The sequence below is a fragment of the Micromonospora sp. WMMB482 genome (assembly GCF_019038635.1).
In the GTDB taxonomy this organism is placed as follows: domain Bacteria; phylum Actinomycetota; class Actinomycetes; order Mycobacteriales; family Micromonosporaceae; genus Micromonospora; species Micromonospora marina.
In genome coordinates, this window is the sequence record NZ_JAHOPD010000020.1 from 2,476,650 (window position 1) to 2,497,335 (window position 20,686).

General features: G+C 73.2%; 14 protein-coding genes and 1 pseudogene. 11 read left to right on the forward strand and 4 right to left on the reverse strand.

The features are described 5' to 3' along the window. Positions 1-27: 27 nt before the first annotated feature. From KSK32_RS12600 to KSK32_RS12635, 8 genes are all read left to right on the forward strand, one after another. Entirely contained in the window at positions 28-1,821 is a 1,794-nt protein-coding gene (locus KSK32_RS12600) for an HSP90 family protein (RefSeq protein ID WP_216931409.1), read from the forward strand. Next, the gene (locus tag KSK32_RS12605) at positions 1,814-4,657 is read left to right on the forward strand and encodes a hypothetical protein (protein ID WP_216931410.1); all 2,844 of its coding nucleotides are present in this window, start codon (positions 1,814-1,816) and stop codon (positions 4,655-4,657) included. The genes KSK32_RS12600 and KSK32_RS12605 overlap by 8 nt, the downstream gene beginning before the upstream one ends. 71 nt (positions 4,658-4,728) lie before the next feature. Next, the gene (locus KSK32_RS12610) at positions 4,729-5,343 is read left to right on the forward strand and encodes a TetR/AcrR family transcriptional regulator (protein WP_216931411.1); all 615 of its coding nucleotides are present in this window, start codon (positions 4,729-4,731) and stop codon (positions 5,341-5,343) included. Between the two features lie 77 nt (positions 5,344-5,420). Further along, positions 5,421-6,758, forward strand: coding sequence for an acetyl/propionyl/methylcrotonyl-CoA carboxylase subunit alpha (locus tag KSK32_RS12615; RefSeq protein ID WP_216936038.1), 1,338 nt, complete (start codon positions 5,421-5,423; stop codon positions 6,756-6,758). Positions 6,759-6,783: 25 nt separating this feature from the next. Then, positions 6,784-7,704 carry a hydroxymethylglutaryl-CoA lyase gene (locus KSK32_RS12620; RefSeq protein WP_216931412.1) on the forward strand — a complete coding sequence of 307 codons (921 nt, stop codon included), beginning with the start codon at positions 6,784-6,786 and terminating at the stop codon, positions 7,702-7,704. A 187-nt stretch (positions 7,705-7,891) separates the two neighbouring features. Continuing rightward, entirely contained in the window at positions 7,892-9,424 is a 1,533-nt protein-coding gene (locus KSK32_RS12625; RefSeq protein ID WP_216931413.1) for an acyl-CoA carboxylase subunit beta, read from the forward strand. 116 nt (positions 9,425-9,540) lie between these two features. Beyond that, complete coding sequence (locus KSK32_RS12630) at positions 9,541-10,689, forward strand: acyl-CoA dehydrogenase family protein (protein WP_216931414.1); 1,149 nt, start codon at positions 9,541-9,543, stop codon at positions 10,687-10,689. Positions 10,690-10,789: 100 nt separating this feature from the next. After that, positions 10,790-13,324, forward strand: a complete 2,535-nt coding sequence (locus tag KSK32_RS12635; protein ID WP_216931415.1) for a helix-turn-helix domain-containing protein — start codon at positions 10,790-10,792, stop codon at positions 13,322-13,324. Positions 13,325-13,598: 274 nt separating this feature from the next. Here the strand turns inward: KSK32_RS12635 and KSK32_RS12640 are convergent, their stop codons facing one another. Then, positions 13,599-14,090 carry a MarR family winged helix-turn-helix transcriptional regulator gene (locus KSK32_RS12640; RefSeq protein ID WP_120572439.1) on the reverse strand — a complete coding sequence of 164 codons (492 nt, stop codon included), beginning with the start codon at positions 14,088-14,090 and terminating at the stop codon, positions 13,599-13,601. Positions 14,091-14,191: 101 nt separating this feature from the next. On the opposite strand from KSK32_RS12640, the gene KSK32_RS12645 reads away from it, so the two are divergent. Continuing rightward, a complete protein-coding gene (locus KSK32_RS12645; protein ID WP_216931416.1) occupies positions 14,192-14,773 on the forward strand; it encodes a YceI family protein in 582 nt (193 codons plus the stop codon). A gap of 255 nt (positions 14,774-15,028) precedes the next feature. Then, positions 15,029-16,507 carry a glutamate--cysteine ligase gene (locus tag KSK32_RS12650; RefSeq protein ID WP_216931417.1) on the forward strand — a complete coding sequence of 493 codons (1,479 nt, stop codon included), beginning with the start codon at positions 15,029-15,031 and terminating at the stop codon, positions 16,505-16,507. 639 nt (positions 16,508-17,146) lie between these two features. Here KSK32_RS12650 and KSK32_RS34950 read toward each other — a convergent pair. Then, positions 17,147-18,088 (reverse strand): annotated as a pseudogene (locus KSK32_RS34950) (hypothetical protein); the annotation flags it as partial. Positions 18,089-18,506: 418 nt separating this feature from the next. On the opposite strand from KSK32_RS34950, the gene KSK32_RS12660 reads away from it, so the two are divergent. After that, the gene (locus tag KSK32_RS12660; protein ID WP_216931419.1) at positions 18,507-19,382 is read left to right on the forward strand and encodes a PASTA domain-containing protein; all 876 of its coding nucleotides are present in this window, start codon (positions 18,507-18,509) and stop codon (positions 19,380-19,382) included. A 22-nt stretch (positions 19,383-19,404) separates the two neighbouring features. Here KSK32_RS12660 and KSK32_RS12665 read toward each other — a convergent pair whose 3' ends face one another. Together KSK32_RS12665 and KSK32_RS12670 are read right to left on the reverse strand one after the other, a co-directional pair. After that, positions 19,405-19,896 carry a hypothetical protein gene (locus KSK32_RS12665; protein ID WP_216936040.1) on the reverse strand — a complete coding sequence of 164 codons (492 nt, stop codon included), beginning with the start codon at positions 19,894-19,896 and terminating at the stop codon, positions 19,405-19,407. Positions 19,897-19,994: 98 nt separating this feature from the next. After that, entirely contained in the window at positions 19,995-20,282 is a 288-nt protein-coding gene (locus KSK32_RS12670) for a hypothetical protein (RefSeq protein WP_018785581.1), read from the reverse strand. Positions 20,283-20,686: the final 404 nt, after the last annotated feature.

Genomic DNA, 20,686 nt, shown 5'->3' on the forward strand with positions numbered 1-20,686 from the left:
GCGCCGAAATCCGAACCGGGAGCGCGATTGGACCGCACCTTCCAGGTAGACCTCCGTGGCGTGGTCGACCTGCTCAGTCATCACCTCTACGGCAGTCCGCGGGTCTACGTGCGCGAGCTGCTCCAGAACGCCGTCGACGCGATCACCGCACGGCGGTCCGCCGAGCCGGAAGCCCCGGCGCGGGTCCGCATCGAGCCGCCGGAGCTTACCGGCGACGGGACGCTGCGCGTGCACGACACCGGCATCGGCCTGACCGAGGCGCAGGTGCACGAGCTGCTCGCCACCATCGGCCGCAGCTCCAAGCGCGACGAGCTGGGCTTCTCCCGGCACGAGTTCCTCGGGCAGTTCGGCATCGGCCTGCTCTCCTGCTTCCTGGTCGCGGACGAGATCCGGGTGGTCACCCGGCACGCCGACGAGCCCACAGTGCTCTGGACGGGCTGGTCCGACGGGCGGTACGCGGTGCGGCTCGCCGAGCCGGAACAGGCCCGCGACGAGCCCGGCACCACTGTCACGCTGGTGCCCCGGCGCGACGCCGACCAGTGGCTCGGCGTGCCCACTGTCACCGAGCTGGCCCGCCTCTACGGCGGCCTGCTGCCGGTCGACGTCCGGGTCGGTGACACGCCGACCACCTCCGGCCCGCCGCCGTGGCCGACCACGCCCGGTGCGCCCGTGGACCGGGCCGCCCTCCAGCGGTACGCCCAGGAACTGCTCGGGTTCGTCCCGTTCGACGTGGTGCCGCTGTCGGTGCCCGAGGCCGGCCTGACCGGCGTGGCCTTCATCCTGCCCGCCGCGGTGAACCCGGCCGCCCGGTCCGGGCACCGCGTCTACCTCAAGCGGATGCTGCTCAGCGAGCACGCCGACGGGCTGCTGCCCGAGTGGGCCTTCTTCGCCCACTGCGTGGTCGACGCGAGCGAGCTGCGCCCCACCGCCAGCCGGGAGGCGCTCTACGAGGACGCGCTGCTCACCTCCGTCCGGGAGGTGCTCGGCGACCAGATCCGCGGCTGGCTGGTCCGGCTCGCCAAGCACGATCCGCGCCGGCTCGGCGAGTTCCTCCAGGTGCACCACCTCGGGGTCAAGGCGCTCGCCATGCACGACGACGAGATGCTGCGGCTGGTCGACCAGTGGTGGCCGATGGACACCAACGTCGGCACGCTCACGCTCGCCGAGTTCCGGCAGCGGCACGGCGTGCTCCGGTACGCCGCCAGCCTGGACGAGTTCCGCCAGCTCGCCGCCGTGGCCGCCGCGCAGGATCTGGCAGTGGTGAACGGCGGCTACACGTACGACACCGAGCTGATCGAGCGGCTGCCCGCGGTGGACCGGTCGGTGCTGATCGAGCGGCTGGAGCCGAGCGACCTCACCACCCGGTTCGAGATCCTCGACCCGGCGACCGAGCTGGCCCTGCGGCCGTTCCGCACCGCCGCGCAGCGGGCCCTGGAACGGCTCGGGTGCGAGGTCGTGATCCGGGCGTACGACCCGGTCTCGCTGCCGGCGCTCTACCTGGTGTCCCGCTCGGCCGCGTTCCACGACCAGCTCGCCGCCAGCCGGGACAAGGCCGACGAGCTGTGGGGCGGCGTGCTCGACGCGCTCGCCGCCTCCGCCCCGCCGGACCGCCCGCAACTCGTGCTCAACCATCGCAACCCGCTGGTCCGCCGGGTCACCACGCTCGCCGACCCGGAGCTGGTCGGGCTGGCCGTCGAGGCGCTCTACGGGCAGGCCCTGTTGCTCGGGCACCACCCGATCCGGGCGGCCGACGCCGCACTGCTGAACAGTTCCTTCCTCGGCCTGCTCGGCCGGGCCGTACCGGGAGAGACCCGTGACTGACGACGACCTCTGGCGGATGCACCACGAGATCGAATCCATGCCGTACGGCCCGGGGCAGATCGCCGCGCTGGAACAGCTGCTGCGCCGCGCCGACGCGGGCGACGACCGGCACCTCGCCTTCGCCGCCCGGGTCACCGGCACCACCGCGTACGTCTACGGCGGCGAACCGGCGAAGTCGTTCGTCACGTTCTCCTGGTGCCTGGCCGAGTACGACAAGGATCCGCAGCCCTACCACCAGCGCTACACGCACCAGCTGCTCTGGTTCTTCAAGTACATGGTCAACGCCATGGTGAAGTTCCCGGAGCTGCCGCTGGACCGGACGTACGCGGTGCTCGACGACATGGAACGGCGCTACCGGGACTCCGGGCACTCGCTCCAGGCCGTCCACAAGCACCGCTACCTGGTGGCCGCGCACCTGGGCGACGAGGAGGCGGCGGAGCAGTGGTACCGCAAGTGGATGACCACACCCCGCGACGCGCTGTCCGACTGCGCCGGCTGCGACCCGACCACCCAGGTCGCGCACCTGGTGCGGCACGGCCGGCACGAGGAGGCGGTGGCGCTGGCCGAGCCGGTGCTCGCCGGCCGGCTGACCTGTAGCGAGCAGCCGCAGGGAATCCTCACCGCGCTGCTCACGCCCTACCGCGAGACCGGCCGCACCGACGCGGCGCGGGACGCGCACCGGGAGGCGTACCGGCGGGTGCGCGGGAACCTCGCCGACCTCGGGGACATCGGCGAGCACATCGAGTTCTGCACCGTGACCGGCAACGAGGCCCGCGCGCTGGAGCTGGTCGAGCGGCACCTGGACTGGCTGGACCGCGCGCCCACCCCGGCCGCCGGGATGCACTTCGCGGCCGCCGCCTCGGCTGCGCTGCGCCAGGTGCCGGCCGAGCTGACGGTGCACCGCCGCGCCTCCGGCGAGCGGCCGGCGGCCGACGTGCCGGCCGGTGGGCTCGCCGACGAGCTGGCCGGTACGGCGACCGCGCTGGCCGAGCGCTTCGACGCGCGCAACGGCACCACGCACCAGTCCGGGTTGATCGCCCGCAAGCTGGCGGCCGGGCCGGTCGGCGAGCACCTGCCGCTGTCGGCGAGCCTGCGCCGCCCGGCGGTGCCCGCGCCGCGTACCGGCCCGGATGCGACGGCGGCTTCCGCGCAGCCGGTCACCGTGCCGGCCGACGCCGGTGCCGACGAGCTGCTCGCACTGGCCGAGGAGTGCTGGCGCACCAACCGCCGGGACGGCCTGCTCGCCGCGTTGCGCGCGTACGACGAGCGGTTCGGCGACGCCGACGTGCCCGCGACCACCCGCGCCTGGCGGCTGGAGCTGCGGGCCGGTGAACTGTCCCAGGACGACGACGGCGTGCCGGTGGCGATCGCTGTCAACCGGGAGGCGCTGGCCGCGTGGCGGGAGGTGCCGGACCCGCTGCGCGCCCAGGTGGTGGCCGGGCGGCTCGGTGTGCTGCTCAGCATGGTCGAGGAGAGCGCGGACGAGGGGCTGGCCCTGGCCCGGGAGTCGGCCGGCTACCTGACCGAGCACGGCGGGCCGCGTGACCGGGCCGCCGGCTGGGACCGGCTCGCCCTGGCCCACGTGCACCGCGAGCAGTGGGCGGAGGCGCTCGACGCGCTCGACCGCGCCGAGGCGGAGGCGGACGCCGACCCGTGGCTGGCGGGCCGGGTCGCGCTGCACCGCACGCACGTGCTGGAGCAGTTGGAGCGGGCCGAGGAGTTCCGGGACGCGGCGGCGCGGTCCCGTCGGCTGGCGGGCGAGCTGGGCGACGCCGAGATGCTCACCGGCGCCTGCCTCGCGTACGCCCGCGCCACCGACGATCCGGCCGACGCGGTGGCCGCGTGCGAGGAGGCGCTGTCGGTCGCTCCGGCCGGTGCGCACCTGCCGCTGCGGGTGACCCGCGGCCGGGCGCTGATGGCCGCCGACCGGTCCGGCGAGGCGGTGGAGGATCTGGCCGAGGCGGTCACCCTCTGCGTGGAGCAGGGGCTCGACGGCGACGCGCTGCTGCGCTGGGAGCTGGCCGAGGCGTACCGGGCGGCCGGGCGGCTGGCCGAGGCCGCCGAGGTGGCCGAGGAGGCGGTGCTCGGGCTCGACCGGGCGGGCGCGCAGGCCGAGGCGGACCGGTGCCGCCACATGCTGTCCGGCATCTACGCGGGTCTCGGCGAGACGGATCTGGCGTTGACGGTGCTCGACACGTTGGCCGACAACCTGGACGGGCCGGACAATCTCCCCCACCGGGCGCAGGTGCTGGAGGAGTCCGGTGGCCTGCTCTACGACGCCGACCGGGACGCCCTGGCCGCGCAGCGGTTCGCGGCGGCGGCGACCGCCTGGCGGCTGGCCGGCTACCAGGTGGACGAGCTGCGGGCCCGGCGGCGGGAACTGCTCGCCCTGCACTGGTCCGGTGACCTGCCGGCCGCGGTCGCCGCGATCGAGCGGGTGGACGAGGCGGCGGCCGCGCTCCCGGCCGAGGCCGACGAGCCGCCGGTGGTGACGTACGAGCGGGCGATGGCCGCCGACGCGGTGGCCCGGGTGCTGATCGGGGAGGACCGCCTGACCGCCGCGCTGGACCGGGTGGGCGGCGTGCCGGAGCGCCTGCGGTCGATCGAGGCGTTCGGCGAGGCGGCGCAGGTCGAGGTGCTGACCGGCGAGCTGCTGCTGCGCGACGGGCGGCCGGAGCAGGCCGAAGGGCTGCTGCGGCCGGTCCTCGGCGGGCTGCCCTCCGGTTCCCGCTCGGCCACCCAGGCCGCCTGGCTGCTGGCCCGCGCGCTCGACGAGCAGGGCCGGGACGCCGAGGCGGCGAAGGTCCGCGCCGACCACGGCATCGAGGAGAACTGACACGACGGGCTGGGGCAACCGTTGGGTAACCGCGGCTGCCCCAGCTCGAACACGAGGTCTAGGCTGGTCCGGTGGCGGTGGAACAGCAGGCACGGGGGGCGGCGGGTACGGCCCGGCGCCGGTCCCGGCGGGACGAGATCCTGGAGATCGCGGTCGGCCTCTTCGCGGCGCGCGGCTACCACGGTGTGTCGATGGACGACATCGGCGCGGCGGCCGGTGTCACCGGTCCGGCGCTCTACCACCACTTCGCCGGCAAGGAGGCGATGCTCGTCGCCGCCCTGATCCCGGTGAGTGAGGGGCTGCTCGCGGGCGGCCGGGAACGGGCCGCGGGTCACCCGGGCGATCCGCGTGGGGCGCTGGAGTCGCTGATCGACTTCCACGTCGACTTCGCGCTGGCGAATCCGGCGGTGATCGCGTTGCACCTGCACGAGCTGGACCGCCTCCCGGACGAGCCGCGCCGCCGGATCCGCCGGCTCCAGCGGATGTACGTCGAGGAGTGGGTGACCGTGCTGACCGCGCTGCACCCCGGCCTGCCCGACGGCGCGGCCCGGGTGCTCGCCCACGCGGCGTTCGGCCTGATGAACTCGACCCCGTTCCTCGGCGGCGAGGTGGACCGCCGGCGCCGGGCCGAACTGCTGCGCGGCGCGACCCTCGCGGCCCTGCTCGCGCCCACCGACCCGACCTGACACGCCGCGCGCACCTTAACGCGTGTTAAGAAGAGACCCCGGCTTTGCGTCGAGAAGGGGTCACGTCCGTGCAGAAGATGATCGAATCGTTGTTGGTCGCGAATCGGGGGGAGATCGCGCGGCGGATCATCCGTACCGGTAGACGGCTCGGGATCCGGACGATCGCGGTGCACTCGGAGGCCGACGGCGCGCTGCCGTTCGTGACCGAGGCCGACGAGGCGATCTGCGTCGGCCCGGCGAACCCGGCGCAGAGCTACCGGAACGCCGAAGCGATCCTCGACGCCGCCCGTAGCACCGGCGCGCGGGCGATCCACCCCGGCTACGGCTTCCTGTCCGAGAACGCGGACTTCGCCCGTACCGTCGAAGGGGCCGGCCTGATCTGGGTCGGGCCCGGCGCCGACGCGATCACCGCGATGGGCGACAAGATCAACGCCCGGAATCTGATGGCGGCGGCCGGCGTGCCGGTCGCGCCCGGCACCACCGAACCGGCGAGTGACCTGGACGCGGCGGTCGCGGCCGCCGCGGAGATCGGCTACCCGGTGATGGTCAAGGCCGCCGCCGGCGGCGGCGGCATGGGCATGGGCGTGGCCGCGGACGAGGCGGCGCTGCGCGCCGAGTACGACAAGGTCCGCGCGTTCGCCGAGCGGATGTTCGGCGACGGCTCGGTGCTGATCGAGCGGTACTTCCCCCGGGTGCGCCACGTCGAGGTGCAGATCCTCGGCCTGGCCGACGGCCGGGTGGTGGCGCTCGGCGAGCGGGAGTGCTCGGTGCAGCGGCGCAACCAGAAGCTGGTCGAGGAGTCGCCGTCCCCGGCGGTCTCGCCCGAGCTGCGCGAGCGCTTCCTGGCCGCCGCGGTGCGGGCCGGCGAGGCGGTCAATTACCGCAATGCGGGCACTGTGGAGTGCCTGCTCGATCCGGGGACGCAGGAATTTTTCTTCCTGGAGATGAACACGCGGCTCCAGGTCGAGCACCCGGTCACCGAGTACGTCTACGGCGTCGACCTGGTCGAGGAGCAGTTGCGGGTGGCGGCCGGTCTGGCGCCGACGTTCGACCCGGACGCGCTCACCCCGCGCGGGCACGCCATCGAGCTGCGGATCAACGCCGAGGATCCGAAGCGCTTCCTGCCCGGTCCAGGGGCGATCACCACCTGGAACGAGCCGTCCGGCACCGGCGTCCGCGTCGACTCCGGCTATGTCGCCGGCAACACTGTCACACCGTTCTACGACAGCCTGATGGCCAAGCTGATCCTCACCGGGGACACCCGCGAGGAGGCGGTCCAGCGGGCGCGGGCGGCGGTCGCCCAGTTCGAGATCGCCGGCCCGAGGTGCAACCTGCCGTTCTTCGCCGAGCTGCTGGAGAACCAGGAGTTCCTCTCCGGCGACTACGACACCGGCATCGTCTCCCGGATGCGCTGACCTTCGACCCAGTGAGGTGAATCTGATGGCGGAACTCCCAGACTCCGTGAGCATCCGTGAGGTCGGTCCCCGCGACGGCCTCCAGAACGAGGAGCCCATCCCCACCGACGCCAAGGTGCGGCTGCTCGACGCGCTGTCCCGCACCGGGGTGCGGCGCATCGAGGCCGTCTCCTTCGTCCATCCGAAGGCGATCCCGCAGATGGCCGACGCCGACGAGGTGTGGCAGCGGGCGGAGAAGGCCGATGGCGTGCGCTACTCCGCCCTGGTGCCGAACACCCGGGGCGCGCAGCGGGCGCTGGCGGCCGGCTTCACCGAGATCGAGGTGGTGGTCTCGGCCAGCGACACGCACAACCGCCGCAACGTCAACCGGTCCACCGACGAGTCGCTCGACGACATCGCCGAGCTGATCGACCTGCTGCACGGCGCGGGTGCCACCGCCGAGGTGATCGTGGCGACCAGCTTCGGCTGCCCCTACGAGGGCGACGTGGACCCCGGCCGGGTCGCCGCGATCGTCGACCGCGTCGCCCGCGACGGGGCGGACCGCGTCGCCTTCGGCGACACCACCGGCATGGGTACGCCCCGGCGCGTCCGCGAGCTGGTCACGGCGGTCCGGGACCGTAACGCCCACCTGCCGGTGCTGCTGCACTTCCACAACACCAGGGGCACCGCGCTGGCGAACATGCTCACCGCGATGGAACTGGGCGTCACCGAGTTCGACGCCAGCGTGGGTGGCCTCGGCGGCTGCCCGTACGCCCCGGGTGCCAGCGGCAACCTGGCCACCGAGGAGGCGGTGCACATGCTGCACGACATGGGCATCGACACCGGCATCGACCTGGACGCCCTGATCGAGGCCGCCGAACTGGCCGAGTCCCTGGTGGGCAAGCGACTCCCGTCCGGAGTCCTCCGGGCCGGCCCCCGGACCCGCCTGACCCCTCTCCCCTCCTGACCCCCGCACTGTTCCCGTCTCTCGCCCCGTTGATCAAGGAGTTTGTGTCCCCCGGAGGCCCGGATCAGGACACGAACTCCTTGATCACGGGGGTGGACAGGGTGCGGGGGCGTGGTGGGGTGCCGGAGATGGTGCGGGTGGGGTAGCCTAACGATCGTTCAGGTCGGTGGGGTGCAAGGGAGTCGGCGTGACGCTCGACGGTGAGGCTCTGGAGCAGCTACGCAAGCGCGCCCGCGCCGGCGGAGCGGACAAGTACCACGCGGCGAACGCCGCGAAGGGGAAGCTGTTCGCCCGCGAGCGCGTGGCGTACCTGGTCGACGAGGGCTCCTTCGTCGAGGACGGGCTCTACGCCAACGCCATGGCCGACGGGCTGCCCGCCGACGGCGTGGTCACCGGCACCGCGACGATCGACGGCCGCCAGGTCTGCCTGATGGCGAACGACTCCACGGTCAAGGCCGGCAGCTGGGGCGCGCGTACCGTCGAGAAGATCATCCGGATCATCGAGCGGGCGTACGCGACCGGCGTGCCGATGGTCTACCTGGTCGACTCGGCCGGTGCCCGGATCACCGACCAGGTCGACCTGTTCCCGGGCCGCCGCGGTGCCGGCAAGATCTTCTGGAACCAGGTCCGCGCCTCCGGCTCGATCCCGCAGGTCTGCGCGCTGTTCGGGCCGAGCGCGGCGGGCGGGGCGTACATCCCGGCGTTCTGCGACGTGGTCGCCATGGTGGACGGCAACGCCAGCATGTACCTCGGCTCCGACCGGATGGTCGAGATGGTCACCGGCGAGAAGACCACGCTGGAGGCGATGGGCGGCGCGAAGGTGCACTGCGCCGAGTCGGGTGTGGGGCACTTCCTCTGCAAGACCGAGAACGACGCGCTCGACGTGGTGCGGACGTACCTGTCCTACCTGCCGTCGAACTGGAAGCAGGATCCGCCGGCCGCCGAGGCGGTGGCCGCGCCGGCGAAGGCCGACCTGGCCGCGCTGGTGCCGGCCAGCGAGCGGCAGGCGTTCGACATGCGCCGGTACGTCAAGGGTCTGCTCGACGAGGGCAGCTTCTTCGAGATCCAGGCGCTGTGGGCGAAGGAGCTGACCATCGGGTTCGGCCGGCTGAACGGCGAGGTCGTCGGCGTGGTCGGCAACAACTCGATGTTCAAGGGCGGCGTGCTCTTCGTCGACTCGGCCGACAAGGCGACCCGGTTCGTGCAGCTCTGCGACGCGTTCAACGTGCCGCTGCTGTTCCTCAGCGACGTGCCCGGGTTCATGGTCGGCAGCGCGGTGGAGAAGCAGGGCATCATCAGGCACGGCGCGAAAATGATCACGGCGATCTCCGAGGCGACCGTACCCAAGATCTGTGTGGTGGTCCGCAAGGCGTACGGCGCGGGTCTGTACGCGATGGCCGGTCCCGGTTTCGAACCGGACGCCACGATCGCGCTGCCCACCGCGAAGATCGCGGTGATGGGCGCGGAGGCCGCCGTGAACGCGGTCTACGCCAACAAGATCGCCGCCATCTCCGACGAGGCCGAGCGGGCCGCGTTCGTGGCCGCGAAGCGCGAGGAGTACGAGCGCGACATCGACGTGGTCCGCCTCGCCAGCGAGCTGGTGGTGGACGCGATCATCGAGCCGCAGGAACTGCGGGCCGAGCTGGTACGCCGGTTCGCCGCCGCGCGCACCAAGAACCGCGACTTCTCCCACCGCCGACACGGCGTCACCCCCGTCTGACCTGTAAGGAAGGGCCCCCTCTTAACGCCTGGTGCATGTAAAGGGGCCCCTCCTAACGCTTCAGCCGCTCCCGGCGTCACGAGCGCCCGGCGGCCCGCCCTTCCAGGAGGATCGACATGGACTTCCGGCTCGACGAGGAGCAGCAGGCGCTGCGGGAGAGCGTGCGGGAATTCGCCCGCGAGGTGGTCGCGCCCACCATCGCCGAGCACTACGAGCAGCACACCTTCCCGTACGAGATGGTCCGCCAGATGGGCAAGATGGGCCTGTTCGGGCTGCCCTTCGCGGAGGAGCACGGCGGCATGGGCGGCGACTACTTCGCGCTCTGCCTGGCATTGGAGGAGCTGGCCCGGGTCGACTCCAGCGTGGCGATCACGCTGGAGGCGGCGGTGTCGCTCGGCGCGATGCCGATCTACCGCTTCGGCACCGAGGAGCAGAAGGCGCAGTGGCTGCCGAAGCTCCTCAGCGGTGAGGCGCTGGCCGCTTTCGGGCTCACCGAGCCGGGCACCGGGTCGGACGCCGGCGGCACCCGGACGCGGGCCGTCCTGGACGGCGACGAGTGGGTGATCAACGGCTCGAAGGCGTTCATCACCAACTCCGGCACCGACATCACCACTCTGGTCACCGTCACCGCCGTCACCGGCACGCGGCCGGACGGCGGCAAGGAGCTGTCCACGATCATCGTGCCGTCGGGCACGCCCGGCTTCACGGTCGCGCCCGGCTACTCGAAGGTCGGCTGGACCGCGTCGGACACGCACGAGCTGACGTTCGACGACTGCCGGGTGCCGGCGGCCAACCTGCTCGGCGAGCGCGGCCGGGGCTTCGCCCAGTTCCTGCGCATCCTGGACGAGGGCCGGATCGCCATCGCGGCGCTCGCCGTCGGCCTGGCCCAGGGCTGCGTGGACGAGTCGATCAAGTACGCGAAGGAGCGCCAGGCGTTCGGTCAGCCGATCGGCAACTACCAGGCCATCCAGTTCAAGATCGCGGACATGGAGATGAAGGCGCACACGGCCCGGCTGGCCTACTACGACGCGGCCGCCCGGATGCTCGCCGGTGAGCCGTTCAAGCGCCAGGCGGCCATCGCCAAGCTGCACGCCTCCACCGTCGCCGTGGACAACGCCCGCGAGGCGACGCAGATCCACGGCGGGTACGGCTTCATGAACGAGTACCCGGTGGCCCGCTTCTGGCGGGACTCGAAGATCCTGGAGATCGGCGAGGGCACCAGCGAGGTGCAGCGCATGATCATCGCGCGCGACCTCGGCATGTGAGGACGCCCGAAACCGCGCCCTGTCGGATATCGGCGGTGGACGGTCGGGTGGTTGACGATGGGCTGTGGAGCGTCGGAGTCCATCCGTAATCTTCGTGCCCATGACTCCGGATCATGACCGTGCGCGGGGCCCGAGCGGTCGTACCGGTCTGTCCGACCTGCTGCGCGGGCACCGGCTCGCCGTCGGCCTGACCCAGGCCGAGCTGGCGGGCCGGGCCGGCGTGGGCGTACGGACGGTCCGCGATCTGGAACGGGGGCGGGCCACCCGGCCCCAACGCACCACAGTCGACCTGCTGGCCGACGCGCTCGGGCTGAGCGGTGACGAGCGGCGGGAGTTCGTCGACACCGCCCGGCCCGCGGCATCCCGCCTTCCCGCCGCCGGTGCCGGTGCCGATCCGCCCGTGGCGCTGCCCCAGCCCGTACCGCTGCTCGGCCGCGAACGGGACGTGGCGGAGGTGTCCGGCCTGCTCGACGCGTACCCGGTGGTGAGCCTGGTGGGGCTCGCCGGGGTGGGCAAGACGGCGCTGGCCGTGACCGTCGCGCACGCGGTGGCGGCCCGCCACCCGGCGGGCGTCGCGGGGGTGCTCGTGGGTGAGGGCTCGGACTCGGCCGACGTGCTGGCGGCGTCGGCGTCGATGTTCGGCGTGAACCGGCTGGCCGACCTGTCCTGCCGGATCGGCGACCGGCGGGCGCTGCTGCTCGTCGACGCCGTCGACCGGGCGCCGGACGCGGTGGCCGGGGCGCTCCGCGTCCTGACCGCCGCCGCGCCGACCCTGCGGGTGCTGGTGACCGGCCGCCGCCCGGTCGGCCTGCCCGGCGAGATGGTCCGGCCGGTCGCACCGCTGGACGTACCGCCTGCGGGCGCCGAGCCCGCCGACCGGGCCGACCTGGACCGCTGGCCGGCAGCGGCGCTGTTCGCCGCCCGGTTCGCCCAGGCCCGCCGGGAACCACCGGCCCCGGCCGAGCTGCCGGCGCTGGCCGCGCTCGTGCGCCGGCTCGGCGGACTGCCGCTCGCCATCGAGCTGATGGCCGCACGGGGACGCATCCTCGACGTCACCGAGCTGCTCGACCGCTACGGCGACCGCGTCCTGGACCTGACCGGCGTACGCCCCGGCTGGGAGCCCGCCGACCCGTCCACCGGAACGGTGACGCTGCGCGACGCGGTGGCGACCAGCTATCACCTGCTCGCCACCGCCGACCGGGCGGCGCTGCGGCGGCTGTCCGCGTTCCGTAACCGCTGGTCGGTCGAGCTGGCCGAGGAACTGCTCGCCGACGGCGGCCGGCGGTGGGACGCCGCGCCGATGCTGGACCGGCTGCGCGAACTGGGCCTGCTCAGCGTCCGGGGCACCGGCCCGTTCCGGTTCCGTCTGCTGGACGCGGTCCGTGACTTCGCCGCGGAGCAGGCCGACGCCGACGGCGAGGCCGACCGGATCCGGATGCGGCACGCCACGGTGATCGCCGGTCTGGTCCGTCGCACCGCGCCGGGGCTCGTGGGCGCACAGATGTCCGGCGCGGTGCACGTGCTCGACGAGGCGACGAGCGACATCACCGCTGCGCTGGCGTACGCCGCCGAGCACGCGCCGGAGACCGCGCTGCTGCTCGCCGCCTCGCTGCCCCGATGGTGGCGGCTGCGCGGGCGGGACGTGTCCGGCCGGCGCCGGCTGCGGCGGCTGCTCGCCGATCCGCGTACCGCGGGTGCCCCGCCCACGCTGCGGGCCTGGGCCATGCTGGGCGCGGCCCGGCTGGCCGCCGAGCACGGCGCGGGCGCGGAGGAACTGCCGGCGGTCCGGGCCGCCCTGGCCGTCTTCGCCGAGGCGGGCGACGTGACCGGCGAACTGTCCGCCCGGTCCGTGCTCTGCGCGCTGCTGCCCGGGATCGGCGCGCACGACGAGGCCCGCGAGCAGGCCGAGGCCGCGCTGGCCTCGGCCACCCGGCACCACCGGGTACGCGAAATGGCCGTCGCCCAGGCGCACCTGACCTGGCACGACGTACGCGAAGGGCGGCTGGCCGGCGCCCGGCGGCGGCTTGCCACCGTCGACCGCCTGGCGGCACAGTGCGGTGACCAGCGCCTGCGTGTGCTGGCGCGGGCCGATCAGGCCGAGCTGACCCGCCTGGAGGGCCGGTACGCCGAGGCGGTCGAGCAGGGACGCCGGGTGGCGGCCGCGCTCGCGGAGCTGGGTGATCCCGGGCGTCGACGCCGGACGGTCGGCGCGGTCGGGTTGGCGCTCGCCCACGCCGGGCGCTCCGACGAGGCGCTGGCCACGGTCGCCGAGCTGTGGCCGTCGGACGTGGTGCCGGGCCGGCGCCGGCCACCGGCCGTGGAGATGCTCGACCCGCCCGGCCCGGGTGGGAACGCCCGGACCGAGGACGCGCTGCGTGGGTTGATCGAGGGGCACGTGGCGCTGCACCGGGGAGACCGGGAGCTGGCGGCGGAGTGGTTCGCCGCGGCTGCCGACGCGGCCGAGGGTGTCGCCGACCGGCGGGATCTGGTCGAGGCGCTGGTGGGGCTGGCGGTCAGCACCGCTGATCCGGCACTGCTGGACCGGCTGGACGCGGCGCGACAGGTCACCGGCGTCAGCCTGCTGCCGCAGGAGGAGGAGTTGCTGTTCTCCCTGTCGGCGCGACGCGGGCGATGAGCGCCCGTAGCCGGCGGGTCGCGGTGGCCACGGGCGCGGTGGCCGGGCGCGGGGAGGCGGAGGGCGCGGGGGTGGCGCGAGCGAAGTAGCCCCCTGGTGCTGCCCCTCGCTCCACGCTCGCGCCAGCACCCCCCGGTGCCCCCCGCTGCCGGAAGACTACCGAGGTCAGACGACCGATTCGGGAGGATGTGGACCACTTTGTCCGGACGTCTGGGCGATTCTGCCGGTCGTTCTGCCGGTGACCGGCCGGTAGTGCCGGACAGGGCGCGGACCGTCAGGCGGCATCCTCGGCCGGCTCGGTGCTGCCGGCCGTGGCGCCCGGATGGACCGCGTCGCGTACCCGGCGCAGCCCGTCCAGCAGCCCGTCGAGCTGTGCCGGGTCGAGCTGGCTGGTGAACCACTGCTCGATGATCCGCAGGTGACCGGGAAGGACGTCGTCCAGCCGGCTGAGCCCGGCGGTGGTGACCACCGCGAAGGAACTGCGCCGGTCGGACGGGCAGGCGCGCCGGCAGATCAGCCCGTCCCGCTCCATCCGGTCCACCACGCGGGTCACGCCGCTGGTGGAGAGCGAGGTCTGCGCGGCCAGGTCGGTCATCCGCAGCTGGTTGTTGGGGGAGCGGGCGAGCCGGGTCAGCACCTCGAACTCGACCGGGGAGAGGCCGTGCTCCTCGAACTGGGCGGCGAACCGGGCGGCGAGCCCGGCGTGCGCCTCGACGAGCAGGCCGACGGCAGTGATCCGGGGGTCGTCGAACACGTTCTGGTCCACTCCACCATCCTAGCAACACTTGACACGGGGAATATTGCCTCAACTATAGTTGCTCAGTCAGTCGTTGGGCTCCTAAACATTCTTCTCCGGAGGAGAGCATCATGACCAGCAGCACCGAGGCGACTACCCGCGACTGGGAGGGTCTCACCATCCCCACCCCCGGCACCTACGTGCTGGACGCCGCGCACAAGCGTGTCGGCTTCGTCGCGCGGCACATGATGGTCAGCAAGGTACGCGGTGAGTTCGCGGACGCCACCGCGACCATCACCGTCACCGACGACCCGATGCAGTCCTCGGTCACCGCCAGCATCCAGGCGGCCAGCATCAACACCGCCCAGGCCGACCGCGACGCGCACCTGCGCAGCCCGGAGTTCCTCGACGCGGAGCAGTACCCGACGCTGGAGTTCCGCAGCACCGCTGTGAAGTCCCGCGAGGGCAACGAGTTCGTGCTCGTCGGCGAGCTGACCATCAAGGGTGTGACCCGTCAGGTCGAGCTCGAGGTGGAGTTCGAGGGCGTCGGCCGCAGCCCGTTCGGGCAGGACATCTTCGGCTTCTCCGCCTCCACCGAGATCGACCGGGAGGACTTCGGTCTGACCTGGAACGTCGCGCTGGAGACCGGTGGCGTCCTGGTCGGCCGCAAGGTCAAGATCGAGATCGAGGGTGAGGCCGTCCGCCAGGGCTGAGCCCGGCACCGGCCGCGGGGCCCGCACCGTCTCACCGACGGTGCGGGCTCTTCTCGCGTACGCCCCGGCGGTGCGAATCGTCACGCGAAGTTCTCGGCCCGGACGCGCTGGTGACGGCGGTGACGGGGTACAGGTGCAGACCTGTCGCCCGTCCAGCCGGGGTGGCGGGGCGGGCGCACTTACGCCCACCACCTGAATGGTTCACAATGCGTTGCGGAACGGTACGGTTCCGTCGCACCAGCGCCGGGAGGACACATGGGCAGAGACGTCGAGCAGGGCGCCTTCTCCCGCGAGGATCGGGTCCGCTACCGGCAGAAGGTCCGGCGGTGTCTGGACGTCTTCGCGCTGATGCTCGACGACTTCGGCTTCGACGCCGACCGCCCGATGACCGGGCTGGAGATCGAGCTGAACCTGATCGACGCCGCCGCCGAACCGGCCATGCGCAACGACCAGATCCTGGCCGACATCGCCGACCCGCTGTTCCAGACCGAACTGGGGCAGTTCAACCTCGAACTGAACGCCTCACCCCGGCTGATCGAGGGCAGCGGCTTCGCCGACTACGAGCAGGACCTGCGCAGCAGCCTCAGTCGCGCCGACGAGCGGGCCGCCAAGTCCGACGCGACGATCATGATGGTCGGCATCCTGCCCACGCTCACCGAACGCCACCTGGTCGCCGACAACCTCTCCACGAACGAGCGGTACCGCGTCCTCAACGACCAGATCGTCGGCGCCCGCGGCGAGGACATCGAACTGGACATCAACGGTGTCGAACGGCTGCGGACGCACACCGACTCGATCGCGCCGGAGGCCGCCTGCACCAGCCTCCAGTTCCACCTCCAGGTCGCGCCGGACAGCTTCGCCGACTACTGGAACGCGTCCCAGGCGATCGCCGGCGTGCAGGTCGCCGTCGGCGCCAACTCGCCGTTCCTCTACGGCCGGCAGCTCTGGGCGGAGACCCGGATCGCGCTGTTCCAGCAGGCCACCGACACCCGCCCGGACGAGCTGAAGGCCCAGGGCGTACGCCCCCGGGTGTGGTTCGGTGAACGCTGGATCACCTCGATCTTCGACCTGTTCGAGGAGAACGTGCGCTACTTCCCGCCGCTGCTGCCCATCTGCGAGGAGGAAGACCCGGTCGAGGTGCTGCACGCCGGAGGCGTGCCCCAACTCGGTGAGCTGCGGCTGCACAACGGCACCGTCTACCGCTGGAACCGGCCGGTCTACGACATCATGAACGACCGCCCGCACCTGCGGGTGGAGAACCGGGTGCTGCCCGCCGGCCCGACAGTGGTGGACATGCTCGCCAACGCCGCGTTCTACTTCGGGCTGGCCCGCGGCCTCGCCGAGTCGGACCGTCCGATCTGGAGCCAGTTGACGTTCAGCTCGGCGGAGGAGAACTTCCACGCCGCCGCCCGGCGCGGCATCGAGGCGGTCCTGCACTGGCCCCGGCTCGGGGACGTCCCGGTGACCACGCTCGTGCTCGACACGCTGCTTCCGGTGGCCGCGCACGGGCTGGACCGGTTCGGTGTCACTCCGGCCGAGCGGGACCGCCTGCTCGGCGTGATCGAGGGCCGCTGCCGTACCGGCCGCAACGGTGCGGTCTGGCAGACCGAGACGGTGTGGACGGCCGAGCGGAACCGGGGCCTGGACCGGGAGACCGCGCTGCACCACATGGTCCAGCGGTACGCCGAGCTGCAGCGCGGCAACGAGCCGGTCCACACCTGGCCCGTCGACTGACCCTGCTTCCGGCCCCTTCCTCTCTTGGAGTTGTGGCGCCTCGAATCTTCCGAATGGGAGCTTTGCGAGGCGCCACAACTCCAAGATCGCGCAGATGGCTCGGGGTGTGGCTCAGCGGCCTCCACGGCGGGTGCTCTCGTTGGCCGGCGGGTCGGTCCGGCCTGACGCCCCGCCCGGGGGCGGCGTGGCCGGGGAGCCCTGAGGTTCTGCCACCGCTCCCTGTGGATCCGGCTCGTCGGTGTTCGACCCCCTGTCCCGCGGGCCAGCCGGTACGGCCTGCGCGGATGCCTCGGGCTGCCGCTGGGGTGGCACGGCTTGGCCGCGGCGGCCGCCGGCGGACCGGGTGGCACGTCCCCGGCCCGAATCCGTCCGGCCGGATGCCGCGCCCGATCCGTCCTCCGCTGCCGCATCCCGGGACGACCGTGCCGACGATTCCGGCGCCGTCCCGGTCGACGTGTCCGAGAGAGCCGATGCCGACCGGCCCGATGCCGACGCGCCAACCGGGCCCGACGCCGGCGCGCCCGAGGCGGCCGGCGGCAGCGAGTCCGACCGGCGCGACGCTGCCGCGCCCGACAGTGACGTGTCTGACGTCGAGGGGTCAGACGGCGACGGTCCGCCCGGCTCAGCGGGGGTAGGTTTGGGCTCCCCGCTGATCGCGTCCGGCTCGCCGGTGCGCTGGCGGGGCACAGTCGCCCGTTCGGCGCTGCGGCGCTCGGCGCGCTGGGCCAGCGCGGCCATCACCATCGAGCCGCTGACGCCGGCGATCACCGCGTACGGGGCGATCAAATGGGCCGACAACTGCTCCGCGGCGATCCCGGCGAGGCGCGGCACGGCCAGCAGGTACGCCAGTGCGACGAGCAGCGGTCCGGCCGCCCCGGAGGCCGCCGCGCCCACCCGGATCTCCGGCGCGCGTGCGGCTCGCCGGGCCGCAACCAGTCCGATCACCAGAGCGGAGAGCACCGACAGCAGCGCGCCGGGCCAGTAGAAGTAGTCGCGGATCCAGAACGCGCCACGGTCCGCGCTGATCTGCCAGATGCCGAGCTGGGCGGTGGTCAGGCCGCGGCCGGCGACCACCCCGTCGACCACCGAGACCACGGCGAGCAGCCAGAGCCAGCCGGTGGTGGCGATCAGGTTGGTGGCGGCGGCTCGGGTGTGCAGCGCCCACACGGCGAGCAGCACGCCGAGCAGCAGCCCCGCGCCCGCGTACGCGGCGGCGACGGCCTGCGGCGCGGAGACGTCCGGCACCCGGGCCGCCCGCGCCGGAACCGCCACCAGCAGGACGGTGACGATCGCGCCGACACCCGCGGCGAGCGCCAGGCCCAGGCGGGGCAGCGCGCCCCGCGGCTCGTCGTCGCCACCACGCAGGCGCTGGGCGCAGACCGCACCGACGATGACCGATGTCGCCGCGATCCAGGTCGCCCAGGCGAGGCTCGCCACCCAGGCCGCCTCGGCCCGTACCGCGCCGGCCGGCGCCCAGTTGATGATGCCCAGCCCGTACCCGAAACCGAGCTGCGCGGCGCCCGCGCCGGCGGCGACGCCGAGCGCGGCGGCTGTCGATCCTCCCCAGCCTCGTCTGACCATGCCGGGGAGCGTAACGTCCCGTGGTCGGCGCGGCGAGTCGTGACGACGGGCCGTGACCGTTCCGCAGCAACGGATGCGGTTGTCGGCGCCACCGAGGACACAAACTCTCAGGCCCCACCAAGGCGTCGATCATGAACTTGGCGGCGACAAAACGGAAATCACTCGCCGCCAAGTTCATGATCGACGGGGGTTTCGGGGTCTAGGCGGGCCGGTCGGACCCAGGCGGGGCTGGGCCGAAGCGCTGGAGCATCAACCGGGCCGCGCGGTCTTGCGAGAGGCCCCTCGCTCTTGGAGTTGTGGCACCTGGTGAAAGGTGTGTGACGAGCGCGGCGCGCTGATCCCAGCCGGTGTCGCCGGGGACCGCTACGGTAGACGATCGAGGGCCGTGCGCCCCGTCCCGGTGGGGAAAGGACGTGCCATGAGCGACGACCGTCAGGAACCACCCGCCGGTGACGCGGACGACACCCGGGCGCTGCCCCCGGACGCGGACGCCACCCGTGCGATGCCGCGGGACGCCGCCGGGGAGGACGCGGACGCCACCCGTGCGATGCCGCGGGACGCAGGCGAGGAAGACGTGGAGGCGACCCGCGCCATGCCACGGAACGCGGGCGACGCCACCCGCCCATTGCCCGGCGGACCACCGGGACAGGGCGGGCAAAGCGGGCAGGGCGGGCCGCGTCGTCCGCTCGACGCGACCGCCCCACAGGAACCGGTGGGTGCCTGGTCCGGCCGGGCCGGGGTGCCGCCACCACGGCCGGCGGGCTATCCCGAGCCCGGCAGCGAGTGGTACGGCGACGAGCAGGCCGGGCGACGCTGGTGGATGCCGATCCTGCTCGGCATCCTGGCGCTGCTCCTGCTCGGGTTGATCGGGGTAGGGGTGTGGCTGGCACTGCGTGCCGCCGACCGGAACTCCGATCCGGGCCCACCGGTGCCGAGCATCTCGGCGCAGACGAGCGCCGCCCCGACGACCGCCGCACCGACCAGTGCCGCGCCGAGTAGTTCACCGCCGAGTACGCCGCCGGCCACGACCGCGCCGGTCGAGGTGCCGATGCCGCCGCTGGTGGGGTTGCCGGAGGCGGCAGCCCGGGCGGCGCTCGACCGGCTGGACCTGAACTACCGGGTGCAGCGGCGGGCGTCGGACCGCCCGGCCGGCACGGTGATCTCCACCGATCCCGAGGCCGGTTACCCGGTGGGCGAGGACGACCGGGTCACGATCGTGGTGGCCGTACCCGCGCCGCCGACGAGCGGCCCGACCACCCCCGGATCCGCCCCGGCGACGACCACCACGCCCTGACGATCCCTACGATGCCCTGGACTCACCACTGGCGTCTGCGGGTGCCGACCAGGCCCAGCCCGGCCAGCGAGATGGCGAGCCCGAGCAGCCCGGAGTAGAACAGCGACCGGCTGAGGTCGTCGGTCGTGCCGGCCGGCCGTTCGGCGAGCACGCCCTCGCCGCCCCCGGTGCCCGCGGCCGCGTCGTCCTCGTCCTCCGCCGGGCCGGTGGCGGCCCAGCCGTCCTCGTCGTCCGACCCGTCGAAGTCGGCGGAGTCGGCGGAGTCGGAGTCGGAGAAGTCGGAGTCGGCCGTGTCGGACCCGGCGACGTCGGACTCCGTCCGGCCGTCCTCGCCGGCCACGGTGATCTCCGGGGCCGGTACCGGTTCGGCGAGCTGCTGGGTGGCGGAGAAGGCGGGATGACGTACCGCGAGCGCGAGCGCGGTCGCGGTGACGAGGAAGAGGAACAGCCCGAGGGCATAGCCGATACGGGACCGGTGGTGCCGCCGCGCGGCGGGCAAGTTGACCATGACCATCCCAGGTTCGGGGTCCATGGCGCGCGGGGTGGAACGTGCCGGGGTGGGCGTACCGATTCTATGGCGACGGCACGCCCTCCCGACCGGGAATCGTGAGGTCAGCCGACCCGGACCGGGGTCCGGACCACCGGGCGGCGGGCCGTCCGCACGGTGTGCTGACGCGGAGCCGGTGCGGCCTGGAGCTGCCGCAACCCCTCCTGGAGTACGAAGATCGACCGTCGGTTGACCGCGTCCCCCGCCGCGTTCAACTCGTAGCCGTCGAGCCAGAGCCAACCGTCGTAGGTCGGCCAGTCGAGCACCCGGATCACCCGGAACATGATCGGTCGGAGGAACTGGACACTCGCCGCGCGTGTCACGTGCAGTACGTCACCGGAGCGGGGAAGCACATGGGCTCCTGGGAAGGTCGGCCGGCGGGACCGGCGAGGCTGAACGGGGGTCGGGTGCGGTCCGGTGACGGGGGGTCTGCCTCGTGGACCGGTGGTCGGTGGGTCGGTGCTGGTCGGGCCGTACCCGCGGTGGCGGACCGCCACCCGACCATCACCCGGCTGCTCCCGGTTACCGCTCCCGCCGCCGCAGCCGAGCCGGCATGCAGCGACGGGGTCTTCATTCCGGGGCAGGTCGCAGGGCGCGGGACGGCTCCCCTCCGGCCGTCCCACGAACCGTGGTGTCACCACGCCCGGAGATCAAGCGAAGACGGTGAGTAACCCGTGCCATACGGACAGACTGCATCAGGGACGTGCGACATGCAAGTTGCACGTCGAGTTTTGCTGATAGGTGAGTCGGACACGCA